This is a genomic window from Rhizobacter sp. P2_G4 (genome assembly GCF_056403575.1).
Window position 1 is genome coordinate 161,425 of record NZ_JBFUFG010000005.1, and the last position, 15,135, is coordinate 176,559.

The 15,135-nt window shown below is 65.4% G+C and carries 17 protein-coding genes; 10 read left to right on the forward strand and 7 right to left on the reverse strand.

Features of this window, described 5'->3' with window-relative positions; genetic code table 11:
* Positions 1–13: 13 nt before the first annotated feature.
* On the reverse strand, positions 14–964 hold the full coding sequence (locus AC1DYS_RS19610) for a LysR family transcriptional regulator (RefSeq protein ID WP_477902203.1): 951 nt from the start codon (positions 962–964) through the stop codon (positions 14–16).
* Between the two features lie 123 nt (positions 965–1,087).
* On the opposite strand from AC1DYS_RS19610, the gene AC1DYS_RS19615 reads away from it, so the two are divergent.
* From AC1DYS_RS19615 to AC1DYS_RS19635, 5 genes are all read left to right on the forward strand, one after another.
* On the forward strand, positions 1,088–2,446 hold the full coding sequence (locus AC1DYS_RS19615; RefSeq protein ID WP_477902205.1) for an acyclic terpene utilization AtuA family protein: 1,359 nt from the start codon (positions 1,088–1,090) through the stop codon (positions 2,444–2,446).
* A 20-nt stretch (positions 2,447–2,466) separates the two neighbouring features.
* Positions 2,467–2,841: an AtuA-related protein gene (locus AC1DYS_RS19620; RefSeq protein ID WP_477902207.1), complete on the forward strand. Its 375-nt coding sequence runs from the start codon at positions 2,467–2,469 to the stop codon at positions 2,839–2,841.
* Between the two features lie 29 nt (positions 2,842–2,870).
* Positions 2,871–3,845, forward strand: coding sequence for a Bug family tripartite tricarboxylate transporter substrate binding protein (locus AC1DYS_RS19625; protein WP_477902209.1), 975 nt, complete (start codon positions 2,871–2,873; stop codon positions 3,843–3,845).
* A 128-nt stretch (positions 3,846–3,973) separates the two neighbouring features.
* Positions 3,974–6,103, forward strand: a complete 2,130-nt coding sequence (locus AC1DYS_RS19630) for an alpha/beta hydrolase domain-containing protein (RefSeq protein WP_477902698.1) — start codon at positions 3,974–3,976, stop codon at positions 6,101–6,103.
* Between the two features lie 276 nt (positions 6,104–6,379).
* Positions 6,380–7,048: a Type 1 glutamine amidotransferase-like domain-containing protein gene (locus tag AC1DYS_RS19635; protein WP_477902211.1), complete on the forward strand. Its 669-nt coding sequence runs from the start codon at positions 6,380–6,382 to the stop codon at positions 7,046–7,048.
* 54 nt (positions 7,049–7,102) lie between these two features.
* On the opposite strand, the gene AC1DYS_RS19640 is transcribed toward AC1DYS_RS19635, so the two are convergent.
* The 6 genes from AC1DYS_RS19640 to AC1DYS_RS19665 all read right to left on the reverse strand — a co-directional run bounded on the left by AC1DYS_RS19640 (position 7,103) and on the right by AC1DYS_RS19665 (position 11,823).
* A complete protein-coding gene (locus AC1DYS_RS19640) occupies positions 7,103–7,390 on the reverse strand; it encodes an immunity protein Imm33 domain-containing protein (protein WP_477902213.1) in 288 nt (95 codons plus the stop codon).
* A 73-nt stretch (positions 7,391–7,463) separates the two neighbouring features.
* A complete protein-coding gene (locus tag AC1DYS_RS19645; protein WP_477902215.1) occupies positions 7,464–7,853 on the reverse strand; it encodes a putative quinol monooxygenase in 390 nt (129 codons plus the stop codon).
* On the reverse strand, positions 7,850–8,536 hold the full coding sequence (locus AC1DYS_RS19650; RefSeq protein WP_477902217.1) for a hypothetical protein: 687 nt from the start codon (positions 8,534–8,536) through the stop codon (positions 7,850–7,852). The genes AC1DYS_RS19645 and AC1DYS_RS19650 overlap by 4 nt, the downstream gene beginning before the upstream one ends.
* 128 nt (positions 8,537–8,664) lie before the next feature.
* A complete protein-coding gene (locus AC1DYS_RS19655) occupies positions 8,665–9,561 on the reverse strand; it encodes a class I SAM-dependent methyltransferase (protein WP_477902219.1) in 897 nt (298 codons plus the stop codon).
* A gap of 63 nt (positions 9,562–9,624) precedes the next feature.
* Complete coding sequence (locus AC1DYS_RS19660) at positions 9,625–10,617, reverse strand: MerR family transcriptional regulator (protein WP_477902221.1); 993 nt, start codon at positions 10,615–10,617, stop codon at positions 9,625–9,627.
* A 96-nt stretch (positions 10,618–10,713) separates the two neighbouring features.
* A complete protein-coding gene (locus AC1DYS_RS19665; RefSeq protein ID WP_477902223.1) occupies positions 10,714–11,823 on the reverse strand; it encodes a BUD32 family EKC/KEOPS complex subunit in 1,110 nt (369 codons plus the stop codon).
* Between the two features lie 158 nt (positions 11,824–11,981).
* Here AC1DYS_RS19665 and AC1DYS_RS19670 point away from each other — a divergent pair, with 158 nt between their 5' ends.
* The 5 genes from AC1DYS_RS19670 (at position 11,982) to htpX (ending at position 15,074) form a co-directional block, all read left to right on the forward strand.
* Positions 11,982–12,863 carry a LysR family transcriptional regulator gene (locus tag AC1DYS_RS19670; protein ID WP_477902225.1) on the forward strand — a complete coding sequence of 294 codons (882 nt, stop codon included), beginning with the start codon at positions 11,982–11,984 and terminating at the stop codon, positions 12,861–12,863.
* Between the two features lie 58 nt (positions 12,864–12,921).
* A complete protein-coding gene (locus AC1DYS_RS19675) occupies positions 12,922–13,383 on the forward strand; it encodes an HPF/RaiA family ribosome-associated protein (RefSeq protein ID WP_477902227.1) in 462 nt (153 codons plus the stop codon).
* A gap of 35 nt (positions 13,384–13,418) precedes the next feature.
* The gene (locus AC1DYS_RS19680) at positions 13,419–13,679 is read left to right on the forward strand and encodes a TFIIB-type zinc ribbon-containing protein (protein WP_477902229.1); all 261 of its coding nucleotides are present in this window, start codon (positions 13,419–13,421) and stop codon (positions 13,677–13,679) included.
* 30 nt (positions 13,680–13,709) lie between these two features.
* Complete coding sequence (locus tag AC1DYS_RS19685) at positions 13,710–14,111, forward strand: TerB family tellurite resistance protein (protein WP_477902231.1); 402 nt, start codon at positions 13,710–13,712, stop codon at positions 14,109–14,111.
* A 75-nt stretch (positions 14,112–14,186) separates the two neighbouring features.
* A complete protein-coding gene (gene htpX, locus AC1DYS_RS19690) occupies positions 14,187–15,074 on the forward strand; it encodes a protease HtpX (protein WP_477902232.1) in 888 nt (295 codons plus the stop codon).
* Positions 15,075–15,135 lie beyond the last annotated feature (61 nt).

Genomic DNA, 15,135 nt, shown 5'->3' on the forward strand with positions numbered 1-15,135 from the left:
ACAGCGGACACGTTCAGCGCGTCGAGCGTCGCCGTGCCCCCACGCGAGGTGTCGTGTCTTCGGGCCGCCGCGCCATCACCCACTCATAGAAGCCCTGCGCCGCGACTGAGAGGCCGCGGTCGCGCCGCCGCACCAGGTAGAGGTGGCGCACGAGCCCCGGCCACGAGAGCCGTCGTGTCACCAGCCCGGGCACCTGGAAGTGGAATAAGGTCAGCCAGGGCACGACGCTGATGCCGAGGCCGGCGCGCACCATGCCCATCACGGTGGCGAGCTGGTCGACTTCGAGCACCGTGTTCATCATCTGCGGCTGCGTGGCGGCGTCGAGGTACTGGCGCACGCTGGACGTGCGCGACAGGTGGATGAAGGGGTAGGGCGCCACGTCGCGCGGGCGCACGTCCTTCACCCGCGCAAGCGCATGGTCGGCCGGGCAGACGAGATGGAAGTCGTCGCTGCAGAAGGCCTCGGCGCGCAGCTCGGGCGTCTCGGCGCGCGTGGCCGCGAGCGCAAAGTCGGCCTCGCCGCTGCGCACGCGCTCGATGCAGGGCTCCGACAGCACATCGGCCACCTGCATCTCGATGCCCGGGTACTCGGCGCGAAAACCCGCCAGCACCTGCGGCAGCCAGCCCGCGGCAAGTGAAGGCAGCAGCGCGATCGACACGCGGCCGCGGCGGCGCGCGGCCTGGTCACGCACACCGCTCAGCGCGTTGTCGAACTCGTCGAGCACGCGGCGCGCCGAGGCCTCGAACTCGCGGCCTTCCACCGTCAGCTCCACCGAGCGCGTGCTGCGGTCGAACAGGCGCAGCCCGAGCGCTTCTTCCAGCTGGCGGATCAGCGCGCTGAAGGCCGGCTGCGACAGATGCGACTGCACCGCGGCGCGTGTGAAGTTGCGCTGCTCGGCCAGCGCGATGAAGGCGCGCAGCTGGCGGGTCGACACGTTCAGGCGGCTCGCGGCATTCATCTGCATTCCAAATCAACTCATCTGAACTTACGAATTCTCATATTAATCGCCAGTGCCTACATTGCATTGAATCCGCCTCTGAAGGCGTTCCACAGATACCCGCGGCCAAGCCCTCGGGACAGGAGACACATGAACCGCGAACACCCGCCGACATTGCATGTGGGCTGCGCCGCCGGCTTCTCGGGGGACCGCACCGACGCGGCCGCGCCGGTGGTCGATGCGCTGATCGCCGCAGGCGGCCCGGCTGTGTTGATCTTCGAGACGCTGGCCGAGCGCACGCTGGCGCTTGCGCAACTCGCGCGGCGCGCAGACCCCGAGGCCGGTTACGAACCGCTGCTCGACGAGCTGCTGCGCCCGGTGCTGGCGCGGTGCCTTCAACACGGTGTGCGCATCGTCAGCAACTTCGGCGCGGCCAACCCTGCTGGCGCCGCGCGGCGCATTGCCGCGCTTGCACAAGAGCTCGGCCTGCGCGCGCCGCGCATCGCGGTGATCGAGGGCGACGACCTGACGGGCGAGGCTCACCGCGCGTTGCTGGCCGACGCGCTCGGACCGCAGGCGCAGGGTCTGAAGATCGTGTCCGCCAATGCCTACCTCGGTGCCGAGGCGATTGCCGATGCCTTGCTGGCCGGTGCCGAGATCGTGGTCGCGGGCCGCGTGGCCGACCCGTCGCTCACCGTCGGCCCGGCACTCGCACACTTCGGCTGGGCGCGTGACGATTGGGACCGGTTGGCCCGCGCCACGATGGCCGGCCACCTGCTCGAGTGCGGCGCGCAGGTCACCGGCGGCTACTACGCCGACCCCGGCTACAAGGACGTGCCCGGCATGGCGCAACTCGGCTACCCGATCGCCGAGATCGATGCCGACGGGCACTGCGTCGTCACCAAGCCCGCCGACACCGGTGGCCGCATCGACGAGCACACGGTGAAGGAGCAGCTGCTTTATGAGCTGCACGACCCCGCCGCCTACCTCACGCCCGATGTGGTGGCCGACATCACCGAGGCGCAGGTCACGCAGCTCGGCGCCGACCACGTGCGCCTGAGCGGCGTGCGCGGGCACACGCGGCCGGCTACGCTGAAGGTCAACGTGTGCCACGAGACCGGCTGGCTCGCCGAAGGCGAGATCTCGTACGCTGGGCCACGCGCCGAGGCACGCGCCCGCCTTGCGGCCGAGGTGCTGCGCGAGCGGCTGAAGGGCCTGGGCCCGATGCGCGCCGACCTCATCGGCGTCAGCAGCGTGTTCGCAGACGACGCCGGCGACTGGCCTGCATCACACGAAGACACCGGCGCGCGCGACGTGCGCCTGCGCGTGGCGCTGCACCACGCCGACCCGAAGCAGGCCGAGCGCCTTGCGCGCGAGGTGACTGCCCTCTACACCTGCGGCCCCGCCGGTGGCGGCGGTGTGCGCACGGCGCTGCGCCGCCGCTTGGGCACCGTGAGCTGCACCGTGCCGCGCGACAGCGTGCACGGCCGCTACTTCTTTCTCGCTTGATACCGAGACGAGGAGCCACGATGCCCACCACGCTGACCGTACCCCTCTACCGCGCCGCACATGCGCGCACCGGCGACAAGGGCAACCGCTCCAACATCAGCCTGATCGCGTGGCACCCGCGGCTGTGGGAGCTGTTGGTCGAGCAGGTGACCGAAGCGGTGGTCGCTCGTCAGTTCGCGCACCGCCGGCCGAGCCGTGTGGTGCGCCACCTGCTGCCCAAGTTGCACGCGATGAACTTCGTGCTCGACGACGTGCTTGACGGTGGCGTCAACGACGCGCTCAACCTCGACAGCCACGGCAAGGCGTTGTCCTTCCTGCTGCTCGACCTCTCGCTGGAGGTGCCGGTCGAGCTGGGCGATTGCCTCGTCGGCCGCAGTGCTTCCCTTTCGACCTGATTTCTCAAACAACGAACGGAGACCGAACCATGAACACATTCACCCATCGACGCCGAGTCACCACCGGCCTGCTGCTGGCCCTCGCGCTGCCAGGCGCTGCATGGGCGCAGGCCTACCCGGCCAAGCCCATCACCTTCGTCGTGCCCTTCGCGGCCGGCAGCGCCACCGACCAGCTCGCGCGTGCGCTCGGCCAGTCGATCACCAGCGACACCAAGCAGGCCGTGGTGGTCGACAACAAGGCCGGTGCCAGCGGCATGCTGGCCGCGCAGAACGTGGCCAAGTCGGCGCCCGATGGCTACACCGTGCTCATCACCACCAACACCACGCACGCGGCCAACGAGCACCTGTACAAGAAGCTCTCCTATGACCCGGTGAAAGACTTCGCGCCCGTCACTGCGCTCGGCAAGGGCAGCCAGGTGATGGTGGTGAACGTGAACTCGCCGTACAAGACCGTGGGCGACGTGCTCGCCAAGGCCAAGGCCGAGCCGGGCAAGCTCGCCTTCGGCAGCGGCAGTTCATCGAGCCGCGTGGCAGGCGAGCTCTTCAAGCAGATGGCCGGCGTGGAGCTGCTGCACGTGCCGTACAAGAGCAACCCGCTCGCCATCACCGACCTGCTCGGTGGCCAGATCGACCTGATGATCACCGACACCTCGACCGGCGTGCCGCAGGTGAAGGGCGGCAAGCTGCGTGCGCTCGGCGTGTCGACCATGCAGCGCACCGCGCTGCTGCCCGACGTGCCGACCATCGACGAAGCCGGCGTGAAGGGCTACGACATGGGCTATTGGTTCGCCGCCTATGTGCCGGCCGGCACGCCCGCGCCGGTGGTGCAAAAGCTGCGCGAGCTGTTGGTGAAGGGCACCGCCAGCGAATCGGCCAAGACCTTCTTTGCCAACAGCGGCTCCGTGCCGTTCACCACCACGCCCGAAGGCCTGGCCAAGTTCCAGGCCAGCGAAACGGAAAAGTGGGGCCGCGTGATCAAGGCGGCCGGCATCGAAGCTGAGTAGAGAGCCCCCCAGTCGCTCTCGCTCCTGCCCCCAAGGGGCGCCAACCCTCGGCCCGGCAAAGCCGGATCCTGGGTCGTGGCTGGATCTGCGTTTTCGCGTTGCTCAACTAAAACCAGGAGACAAACATGATGAGACTCACATCGAGCCGCTGCATGGCTGCGGCGTGGCTGACAGTGGCTTTGACCGCCTGCGGTGGCAGCGACGACCCTGCGCCACCGCCCACGGCGGCACCGAAGACACCTGAGGTGCGACTCACCATCAGCGCGACGGAAGACTTCAGCGGCAGCTACGGCAGCGTCGGCGCCTACGAAAAAGTCAGCGGCAGCATCGCTGGCGAGGTCGACCCGAAGGACACCAAGAACGCGGTGATCCAGGACCTGCAGCTCGCCCCCGTCAACGCACGCGGCATGGTCGAGTACACCGCCGAGTTCGTGATGCTCAAGCCCAAGGACATGAGCAAGGCGAGCGGCGTGCTGCGTTACGACGCACCCAACCGCGGCAACATCCTGACGATGGTGAACCCCACGGCAACGCCGAGCGACGCGGTCTACCTGGAGCGCGGCTACGTGCTGCTGTACTCGGCCTGGCAAGGCGATGTGCCCAAGAGCAGCGCGGCGCGTCTCACGCTCACCGTGCCGGTGGCGAAGAACCCCGATGGCAGCTCGATCACCGGCACCTACCGCAGCGAGCTGATCCCCGCGGCGGCCACGCCGGTGATGTCGCTGCCCGGTGGCGTGTTCAACGGCACGATGATCCCGTACGCGCCCGCGAGCCTCGACAACACGCTGCCCGGCTACTCGCTCACGCGGCGCATCAACGACACTGATGCGCGCGTTGCCATCCCGCCGAGCGACTGGAAGTTCGCCAATTGCGATGCCGCTGCGAACCCATTCCCCGGTACCGCTGATGGCGCGAACATCTGCCTGAAGGGCGGCTTCGATCCGAAGTACCTCTACGAGCTGGTCTATGTGGCCAAGGACCCGAAGGTCATGGGCGTGGGCCTCGCCGCGCTTCGCGACACGGTGAGCTTCTTCCGCAGCAAGGCCGTCGACTCGGTCGGCACGGCCAACCCGCTGGCCGGCCGCATCACGCACACCATCGGCCAGGGCACCTCGCAGTCGGGCAATGCGATGAAGACCTTCCTGCACCTAGGCTTCAACCAGGCGCTCGACGGCAGCAAGGTGTTCGACGGCCTGTATGCCCACGTGGCCGCACGCCAGACCAACATCAACACCCGCTTCGCCGTGCCAGGCGGTGGCGGAGCGATCCGCACCGACCACACGGCCTTCGGCCAGACGGCGCCGCGTGCGCTCGACAAGGACTATGTCGACCCGATCACCGGCCGCAAGGGCGGCGTGATGACGCGCTGTGCCGCGACCGACACCTGCCCCAAGTTCTTCCTCGGCCTGTCGGGCACCGAGTTCTGGCAGTTGCAGGGCTCGCCGGTGCTGACCGATGCCTACGGCTTCAGCGACCTGGCCCAGCCCGCCAACGCACGCATCTACTACTACGCCAGCACGCAGCATGGTGGCAACGGCGGGACGGCCAGCATCCTCTACGCGCCGACGAACAGCGTCTACCCGCGCGGCACGGTGGCACACCACACCGACACCTTCCGCGCGCTCTTCATCGCGCTCGAAGACTGGGTGGTGAATGACACGCCGCCGCCCGCGAGCCAGGTGCCGTCGATCGCCGCCGGCACGCTGGTGCGGCCAGACCAGCTCGTCTACCCGCAGATCAAAGGCCTGACCTGGCCCGTGAGCGGCGTCGCCACTGCCATCCCCGACTTCAGCTACCGCGGCTGGTTCAACGGCTACAAGGTGCTCGACTACGGCCCGCAGTACGTGCCGCAAGACGAGTCGGGCGTCGCGACGCAGCTGCCCCCGCTGGTCGGTGCGGACTACGCGATCATGGTGCCGAAGGTCGACGCCTCTACCGGCCTCACGACCTCAGGCATCCGCGGTGTGGAAGTGCAGGCGCCGCTCGGCACCAGCATCGAGTTCAACTACGTCGCCACGCCCGGCATCGTCGACCTCACCAGCCTGACCGGCAGCTACTTCCCCTTCCACACCACCGAAGCGGCACGTGTGGCGGCGGGCGACACACGGCCATCGCTCGAATCGCTGTACGGAAACCAGGCGGGGTATGTGAGTGCGGTGACCACCGCGGCCAACGACCTGGTGGCACAGCGCTTCCTGCTGCAGCGCGATGCGAACTTGCGCATCCAGCAGGCTGCGTCGGCGGCGGTGTTGCCGTAGGTGCTGCTTCGGGCATTGCCGCCGGAGCGGGGTGAGATAGACGGCTGATCCATGAAGCGGGAAAGAGGAAACCGCTCAGGCTGAGGTATCAAAGCCGCGCTCACCCGCCGGATATGCCTAGCGTTTGTGTCGATTTCGAGCCCGTTCGTTCGTCGTGGTGGATGCACTCTGTCAGAGTGCAAGACCCACGACGAGCACCAGGCAAGCGATGGCAAGCAACCCTCACCGGGTCGCTTGAACGCAGCTCGAATCTCTACACTGGACCAGCGAGGCATCATGAAGTTTCTTCTCACTTCCGCCGGCATCAAGAACGCGAGCATCCGCGAAGCGCTGCTCGAACTTCTCGGCAAACCCATTGCCGACTGCAAGGCCCTGTGCATCCCGACCGCGGGATACGGGCACCCACAGTGCGGCCCCGAGAGCGCGTGGCGTTTCATCAGCGGCAATGAGTCCACTCCGATGTGCGAGCTGGGGTGGAAGTCCTTGGGCGTGCTGGAGCTCACCGCCCTGCCCAGCATCGACAAGGAACGCTGGGTGCGCTGGGTGCGTGAGGCCGACGTTCTGCTGGTGAACGGCGGCGACGCCCTGTACCTGTCCCACTGGATGCAGCAGTCTGGGTTCGCCGACCTGCTGCCCTCGCTGCCCGACACCGTCTGGGTGGGGCTGAGCGCCGGCAGCATGGTGATGACGCCCCGCATCGGGGTGGACTTCGTCGGCTGGAAGTCACCCACCGGAAGCGACGAGACGCTGGGCATCGTCGACTTCTGCATCTTTCCGCACCTGGACCACGAAGCCCTGCCGGAGAACACCCTGGCCGACGCAGAACGATGGGCGGCCGGTATCCCCGGCCCGGCATATGCGATCGACGACGAAACTGCCATCAAGGTGGTCGACGGCAAGGTCGAGGTCATCTCGGAGGGGCACTGGAAGCGCTTTGACCGCTGATACCGAAAAGGGCTCAGCGTCTCGTCGTCACAGCCTTGCGCGTTCGCTGTGCTCCTAGTCCAGCGGCACCGCTTCGAACGCCTCGCTCGCACCGGCGCGCTCGAAGGCCGAGCCAGCCGGGTGGTCCAGCAGTGGCGCTACCTCGGGGTGCTCGACGGCGAACTCCGCCAACACGCAGGTGATGTAGTGCGTGGGCTGGTTCATGTACTTCTCGCTTTCGCTGCCGCTGAGGAAGCGCCAGCCGCTGTCGCTGGGCGTAGCCGGGGCGGTGCGATAGGCGTAGCCGACAGGCTTCTGGTGGGTGGTGATTACCTCGGTGGCAACGCAGGTGAGAGAGATCATGGAGGTGGGCGCAAGGAGGGGCGAGTGAGCCCGGAGGGAGAGATTATCCCGAAGCGATGCACGAGACCCATGCCTAGTCTCCAATCGGCCGGAACTCCTGAATCTCCGGCGGTCTGGCCAGAAGCCCCGCGGGTGTCGGACCGAGCTCCTTCGCTCTCGCGGGGTTCGTGATCCTTCTGTGGTCGTCGAGCGCCGCCTGGGAGGGATAGACCTCCACATACACGAACAGCGTCGGGTCCTTCTCGGACCGGTACATCTTGAACGATGAATCTGGCTCAACCCTGCGCATGAACTCGAGGGCTTGCCTAAATCGCGGTTCGGCTTCCGCCTCTCTACCGGGAGTGATCCAGTACCGGGCGATGACGGTGATCGGCTCCTCGGCCGCTATGGCCGGGGACTGTGCGCCCGCAAACAGCATCGCGGCAGGCAATGCGATCGCCATCGGAAATTTAGGGAGCTTCATGGCTTCTCCGTGAGTTGAACCAAGTCAAGCGCGGTATCAGGATTGCGCGGATCAGGTACCGCTTTCAGCGATGCAATCCGCCCTCCCTGAAACTCGAACACATAGGCGCGGCGAAGCGGGTAGCCGTCCTGACCGGTCAGCTCGCCGAGTGCTCGCAGCTTCTGCCCGTCGAACCGCTGGTCATAGACAGGCAAGGACACGCGACCTTTCTTCAATGCCTTGAAGTAGCCCGTCTGGATTGCCTCCTTCCCGACGCAGGGGCTGGATGGCGTGCAAGCCGGCCCCGCAACGACCAGGGCGTTGTCTGCGAACTGTTCCAGCGCCAGATCGGGGCGGCTCATGCTTATCCAGTGCACGAAGTAGTAGTACGACTGAATCGCCGAGGGCTCACCGCCTGCAGCGCCGGCGCACGCCCATGCCAGCGTCGCTGCGCCGGCGAGAGCAACGATGCGAGCGCCGCGGTGCCTTGCCGGGCGAACGGGTGGCGAAGCCTTCATTGCGAGCCTCCCGATGCCGTTCGCAGTTGTGTGGTGCCAGGCGTCGACTGCGGGCACGTGCAAGTCGTGATCGCGTTGCGGGCAGCAGGCCACGCCCGTCCGCTGCAGAACGGCGCCGCAGTGCGGGCGATCCGGAAAATTCGTGGGCTTGGTGTTGGCCAGTTCGGGAGAGGTCGGCATCGTCATGTCAACTCCTGGGTCATCGACGGGGTTGGGTGGATCCGCTGGAGTCGGAGACGGCGGTTCCTCCTTCGGCGGTTCGGTCCAACCCGGCGGACGAGTGGGTTCGCCCGGTCGGCGCATGTGTCTCGAAATCATGGTGATGCCTCACGCCGACCCGTGCTGGCCAACATGAGCCGCAGGTCCCCGCCGACGCGCAGCCCGTCCTTGCGACGTGCGAAATAGCGGGCATTGAGCTCATCCGGTGTGACACTCGTGGCAGTCGCGAAACCCAGATCGAGTGACTGCCGTTGCAGCTGTTCGGGATCGAAGGTCGACAGCCAGGGCTCGCCGGCACTGGCAGCCTGCCGCCCGAGGAACTCGTCGACTGCGCGATCAACAGGGCCCAAGACGGGGGCCGGCACGCGATAGTCAAAACACACACGGCTTCCAGCGGCCAAGCCAGCCAAGGTGCCGAGCGTTCGCATCACGGCCTCGCTCGTCAGGTAGGCCGTGACCCCCATCCAGCTGACGCAAGCCGGCAGGTCTGCTCGAAACCCTGCGAGCGCCAGCGTCTCATGCAGGTTGTCTCGCTCGAAGTCCATCGGAGCGAAGGTCACCGAAGGGGGCGTGCAGATGTCTGCCTCGACCAGCAACTGCCGTTTCCAGCGTTGTGTGCCGCGGTGATCCAACTCGAACACCTGCAATCCCGTCCCGACGTAGGCGCTGCGATAGGCGAAGGTGTCGAGCCCAGCGCCCAGCAGAACGTACTGGCGCACGCCCGACGCCATGCAGCGCGACAACTCGTCCTCGACAAACCGGCTGCGGGCGACCACGGCCGCACGCAGTCCACGGGCGATCGGATCATTCAGCCCGAACGGATCGTCGCGCAATGCCGCTTGCGCGGTCGCACCCAGTATCGGCAGTGCGGCTGGGTCGGGCAGGACGATCGGGTCGTCGAGCAGTTGGTGAACCGCCCGCAGCATCGCGACGGTGTGGGCCGTTCGACTTGGCTTGCCGGTGCGGACAATGTTGGGCTGCAGTGCGGACACGGCGACCTCCGGTGACGTGGAGATCGCATCGTCCACCCTCACGTTGCGTGAGGGTCAAGCGGTTCAAAGGGCCAGGGCCTGTTCGACGTAGCGCCGCAGCGCTGGGGTGATCGGCATGCCGGCATTGAGAAGCGGTTCGTTCTCGTAGGCAGAGATCAAGCGGTCCCAGAAGGCGAGGTTGTCTCCTACCGTGCGCGTTTTCAGCGTCTGCCATTCACGCCCCAATTTGCGCGCCTTCGCCGCGCGATGGGGCACGCCGTCGCTCATCAAGCGATGTCCACGCTGCACTAGGTCGCGCCATTCAAGCCGGGTTTGGCTCAGGCACTTTTGCTCTTCAGGGCTGATGTACCGGGCGAGGACTGCCATGCGCCGACGAATTGCCTCTTCGATGTACTCGATCAACTTGTGGTCCATGCCCGCCGGGAGCGGAACGCCGGGCTGCTGACGCAGCATGCTGCCCCAGCGCGCCAGGACATCGAGGTTGCCGTCCATCCAGCGGGTCGTCAGATCGATCCAGCGATGGACCAACGGCTGGATCTCGACGGTATCCGGAGGTATGCCGCGTTCCATCGCGAGGTGGATGTCCTTCAGGAGCGGCGGCCACTCGGCTTCCCATCGCTTCCATTGCACAAAAACGCGCTTGAGCTCGTCCGGGCTGAAGTACTGCTCGTAGGTGCGCATCAAGGCCAGTCCGGCGAGCCAGTCGTCGATCTCCGGGTGTCCGCCACCGGCGAAAACAAGTTGCATCACCGCGAGACGTTCTCGCAGCGCATTGGCGCCGGCAATCTCCTGGTCGAGCGTGCTGATCTGTCTCGCCAGGATGTTCTGCAGGGAGCTGGTCCCGCCCCTTAACAGTTGGGTCATTTCGGCCAGGGGCACACCCAGCCGCCGCAGCGTCTGAATGCCGTGCAGCCGCGCCACATCGTCGCGGTCATAGAGACGGTAGCCGCCCTCTGAGCGGGCCGAGGGTTGAAGCAACCCGATGCTGTCGTAGTGATGCAGCGCACGCACGGTCACGCCCGTGCGCTTTGCGAGTTCGCCTACTCGAAGCAGCATCTCAATAGTATGCAGCCCCGATGGCCGGATGGAGGTGCCGCGGTGCCGTCGCTTGACGCAGCCGGGCGAGGTCAGCTAGCACGGCGAATCATCGCGTCAATGCGGTCTCCCGACGGCCGGCTGCGAGGTTGGTACTGCCGAAAACGCGGCTTCGATTTCGTCGTGCGGGTAATGTGCGCTTCGGCGTTCGCTGTGCAGCTCGACGTAGAAGTCGTTGACGAGCGAGGCGATTGCCGCATGGCGATGGATGATCGCGGCGACTTCGGAAGGTAACTCAGGGATCAGCTGATGCGCTGCTTGTCCCTGCGCGACGGCACGAACCAATGCCATTCGTTCCTGCAGGCTGCTTGCCGTTGGAGCAAAAGCCTTGATCAGCCAGTTGACCCACTTGGCCAGCACGTAGGCGCGGTCCAGGCTCGCGTTGTGGTGCAAATAGTTCAACTCATCCGGCGAGAGCGCGAAGCGCTCGGACGTGGCCAGCCCGAGATCGGCAAAGTAGAGCCTGTGCCCGTCGGTAAGGATGTTGCCAAAGTGAGCATCTCCGTGCAGCAGCCCCAGCGCGTTCATCCGGGGAATGTCGGCCGTCAAGCCGCGATCGACCATTGCGCAAGCCGATTCCATCGCCGCGGGACCCGCTGCCAATTGCTGCTCCAACCACACGGACAGATTCCAGGGCAGGTATTCCAAGAAGATCATGACGCTGGCCGTGGCATCGGCAAGCGCTTTGAGGCGCAGGCCCATGGACTCAGAGCCATCCCAATAGCTGACCATGCCTTCGACGTCGGCCAGCTCATCGGGTAGAGGCGCAGCGCCCGCCGATGCGGCGCCCTCGAGTACGCGCCAGTGGTACATCAAGGGGAAAGCCTCCGATTGTTGAGAAAGTACCCAGCCGGTCGTCATGGAGTTGGCGGCCAGCTCACGCCACACGCCAAAGCCGACCGAGCCGACGTTGCGCTGGCAAAAGGTCGGGAGCTGGAAGATGTTCTCCGTTGACATACGGTTCTCGGAGCGCCGCTCTAGATCCGTCAGCCGCACACGCTTGGCGAACACCTTGCAACCATCAAGCTCAATTGCCAACGTGGTGCCACCGATGCCCGTTGCCAATTGCTCGGCCGTATCCACGAGCCGGGTCAACTGCTGATCGCTTTGCAGCGCCAATGCCGTTGAGATCTGTGCGAATCGTGCAGTGCGCTCGGTGTGGGTCATTGATGAAGCAAGAATGCCCGAGGGGGCGATGGGCGCTCAGCCTACACGACGTTCCAACGAGCGTATCAATGAGCAGCGCGAGTCCGACGCTGTAGCCAAGACTCGAAGGAATCAGCGCTAGAGTGAACTCACGTTCGGTTTTTACGAAGTGATATTGCATGCTGAATTTCCGCCACCTGTACTACTTCTGGGTCGTCACCAAAGAAGGCGGCTTTGCYCGCGCCGCCGAGCGGCTGGACATGGCCGTGCAGACCATCAGTGCGCAAGTGCGCGAACTCGAGAAAGCGCTGGGACATCAGCTGCTCAAGCCCGCCGGCCGAGGCATCGCGTTGACCGAGGCGGGTGAGGCCGCCTTCGCACGCGCCGAGGAGGTCTTCCAGATCGGGCAGGCCATAGCGGAAGAAGTGCGTGAGGCGGCCAGCAACAAGGTGGTGCGCCTGGCAGTGGGCCTCTCGGACGGCATCTCCAAGCTGGCCGTACACGCGATGCTCGCGCCCATACTCACCACACCGTCGTTGCGGCTCGTTTGCCACGAAGGCGAGGTGCAACAGTTGCTCGCCGAGCTGGCCATGCACCACCTCGATCTGGTGCTGGCCGGTCAGCCCGCTCCCAACAACAACAACTTGCGGTTGACGAGTGAACGGCTCGTTCAATCGCCGGTGGAGTGGTACGGGCCTGTCGCGCTCGTTCGCAAAGCCGAAGTGGCCGAGTTCCCGCAGTCACTGGGCAGGCTGCCGATACTCCTGCCCACCGGCCATTCGGCGTTGCGGTTCAGCCTCGATCGCTGGTTTGAAACCGAGGGCCTGCGGCCACGCATCGTGGGGGAATTCGAAGACAGCGCGCTGATGGCGGTCTTTGCAGCGCGCGGGATGGGTGTGTTTCCGGTCAGCCGACTCGGCGCCTCAGATCTTGCCCTGATGCACGGATTGCGACTGCTCGGTCACTCGCCCGGCGTGTCCGAGGAGATCCATGCGATCCGGTCGCGCCGCGGACAACATCACCCGCTCGTGATGCAACTGCTGGAAAGCGCACGCAGCTGACGGTTCGCTCAGGCGCGCATGTCTGCGCGTGCGTCCATGCGGAGCCTGGAATGCCCCAGTGACCGGTTCGGTTTTTACGAAGTTCCTGTCACTGATTTGCTTCTTTTTCAGAACGCAGATGCGCCTTACCTTCTGGTCACACCTCAACCAAAGGAGAGCTGTGATGCAGGTTCTTTTCAAATCTCGTGATCCACAAGCCGACGAACTGCGGGATGTGGCTCAACGCCGCGCGCGCTTCGTGTTCCGTCGTCTCGACTGGCTGGTCCCGAAGGCCATCGTCCAGTTGTCGGATGTCAACGGGCCGCGCGGCGGCCTCGACAAGCGCTGCCAGGTTGAGATCAGGAGCGACGTCGCCGGCACCGTGGTGGTGGCATCCGTGGCGCGCGACTGGCGCACTGCCTTGGACAACGCCTTGTCGCGGGCCTTGCGGTTCCTGATGCGCCAGTGGCGCCGAGGAAATGACAAGAGATCGCTGCGCCAACGCGCCCTGCCTTTGGGCCACCAAGAGCAGCATGGCTGACCCACGGCTCAAGGAAAACCATTTAAGGAGAACGTATGAAGTGCCCCAACTGTCCTGAATCCACGTTGATCATGACTGATCGCCAGGGTGTCGAGATCGACTATTGCCCCACCTGCCGCGGTGTCTGGCTCGATCGAGGAGAGCTCGACAAACTGGTCGAGCGGTCCGTCTCGGCCGCCCCTGCGAGAAGCGCCGGGCAGAGCAACGAAAGACATCCCGGATTCGTCGACTCGGACTATCGCCACGGCCGAAACCCGGGACGAAGGAAGTCATGGCTGAGCGACATCTTCGATTGAGCCCCACCGCTTCACCCTTGGAGAAACAGCATGCGCCACTATCACCCTGACAGCCCGCAGGCCGCTGCTCGCATCGTCGCACTGACCGTCCTGGCAGACCGTGACATCGGCACGACGGAACTCGAGCTGTTGGACCGCCTGGCTGTTCACGAACAGCTCGGTCTCGACCGAAACGAACTGCACACCGTCTTGGACCACTTCTGCGAAGACCTCTTGTCCAGCGAGCAACTGCAGTGGGCAGGCACCTGTCCGGTGGATGAGCGGACGCTGGCCAGTTTGATGGGCGACATCGAGGACCCCGCTTTGCGTCGGAAACTGCTTCACCTATGCATCGAGATTTCCGAGGCCGACACGAAAGTGACCGATGGCGAGGCGATCGTGCTGACCGCAGCGGTGGAGCACTGGGGTTTGCACCGCGAGATGCTTCAGTGACGGCCCAGGCGTGTCGTCCTCCAGAGAAATTGAAGCGCGCATCTGCCGCATTGACATAAACAGAGGAATTTGAAGATGAAACGCGTTGCCTTGTTCTTGCTGACCAACCTGGGCGTCATGCTCGTACTCGGCCTGGTCGTCAACCTGCTCGGGCTCAACCAGTTTCTCAGCGCCAACGGTCTGAGCGTGACGGGGCTGCTGGGCTTTGCGCTGGTGATGGGTTTCGGCGGTGCCTTCATCTCGCTGTTGATCAGCAAACCCATGGCCAAGTGGACCACCCGGCTGCAGGTGATCAACGGATCGACTGACCCAACCCATACCTGGCTGGTCGGCACGGTTGAGCGCTTTGCGCAGCAGGCGGGCGTGAAGACGCCGGAGGTCGGAATCTATGAAGGCCCGCCCAACGCGTTCGCCACCGGCGCATTCAAGAACTCGGCCCTGGTGGCCGTGTCCACGGGCTTGCTGGAGTCGATGACGCGTGATGAGGTCGAAGCCGTTATCGGCCACGAGGTGGCGCACGTGGCCAATGGCGACATGGTCACCATGGCGCTGATCCAGGGCGTCATGAATACCTTCGTGGTCTTCTTGTCGCGGGTGATTGGCTATGTCGTCGACAAGCTCGTCTTGCGCAACCAGAACGAAGGCCCTGGCGTGGGCTACTACGTCACGACCATCGTGCTGGACATCGTGCTCGGCGTGGCCGCTGCGTTGATCGTGGCCTGGTTCTCGCGACAGCGCGAGTTCCGTGCCGACGCAGGCGCCGCACGGCTCATGGGGCGCAAGCAGCCGATGATCAACGCGCTCGCCCGGCTGGGTGGTTTGGACCCGGGCGAGATGCCCAAGGCCATGCGCGCCATGGGCATCAGCGCCCGACCGAGCGGGATGCTGGCCCTCTTCTCCAGCCACCCGCCCATGGCGCAACGCATCGAGCGACTCAACCGCGAGATGCCTGCTGGCCAATAGAGTCCGCGGCGTTCGCGATGCCAGGCATCGACCGGCGGATTGACTCGGGCCTTCTTCATGC

Coding starts and splice junctions, on each gene's coding strand:
- AC1DYS_RS19615 (WP_477902205.1), top strand. CDS start 1,088: ATGAACCGCGAACACCCGCCGACATTGCATGTGGGCTGCGCCGCCGGC.
- AC1DYS_RS19685 (WP_477902231.1), top strand. CDS start 13,710: ATGCGCCACTATCACCCTGACAGCCCGCAGGCCGCTGCTCGCATCGTC.
- AC1DYS_RS19660 (WP_477902221.1), bottom strand. CDS start 10,617: ATGCTGCTTCGAGTAGGCGAACTCGCAAAGCGCACGGGCGTGACCGTG.
- AC1DYS_RS19635 (WP_477902211.1), top strand. CDS start 6,380: ATGAAGTTTCTTCTCACTTCCGCCGGCATCAAGAACGCGAGCATCCGC.
- AC1DYS_RS19640 (WP_477902213.1), bottom strand. CDS start 7,390: ATGATCTCTCTCACCTGCGTTGCCACCGAGGTAATCACCACCCACCAG.
- AC1DYS_RS19645 (WP_477902215.1), bottom strand. CDS start 7,853: ATGAAGCTCCCTAAATTTCCGATGGCGATCGCATTGCCTGCCGCGATG.
- AC1DYS_RS19650 (WP_477902217.1), bottom strand. CDS start 8,536: ATGACGATGCCGACCTCTCCCGAACTGGCCAACACCAAGCCCACGAAT.
- AC1DYS_RS19630 (WP_477902698.1), top strand. CDS start 3,974: ATGAGACTCACATCGAGCCGCTGCATGGCTGCGGCGTGGCTGACAGTG.
- AC1DYS_RS19665 (WP_477902223.1), bottom strand. CDS start 11,823: ATGACCCACACCGAGCGCACTGCACGATTCGCACAGATCTCAACGGCA.
- AC1DYS_RS19625 (WP_477902209.1), top strand. CDS start 2,871: ATGAACACATTCACCCATCGACGCCGAGTCACCACCGGCCTGCTGCTG.
- AC1DYS_RS19620 (WP_477902207.1), top strand. CDS start 2,467: ATGCCCACCACGCTGACCGTACCCCTCTACCGCGCCGCACATGCGCGC.
- AC1DYS_RS19680 (WP_477902229.1), top strand. CDS start 13,419: ATGAAGTGCCCCAACTGTCCTGAATCCACGTTGATCATGACTGATCGC.
- AC1DYS_RS19610 (WP_477902203.1), bottom strand. CDS start 964: ATGCAGATGAATGCCGCGAGCCGCCTGAACGTGTCGACCCGCCAGCTG.
- htpX (WP_477902232.1), top strand. CDS start 14,187: ATGAAACGCGTTGCCTTGTTCTTGCTGACCAACCTGGGCGTCATGCTC.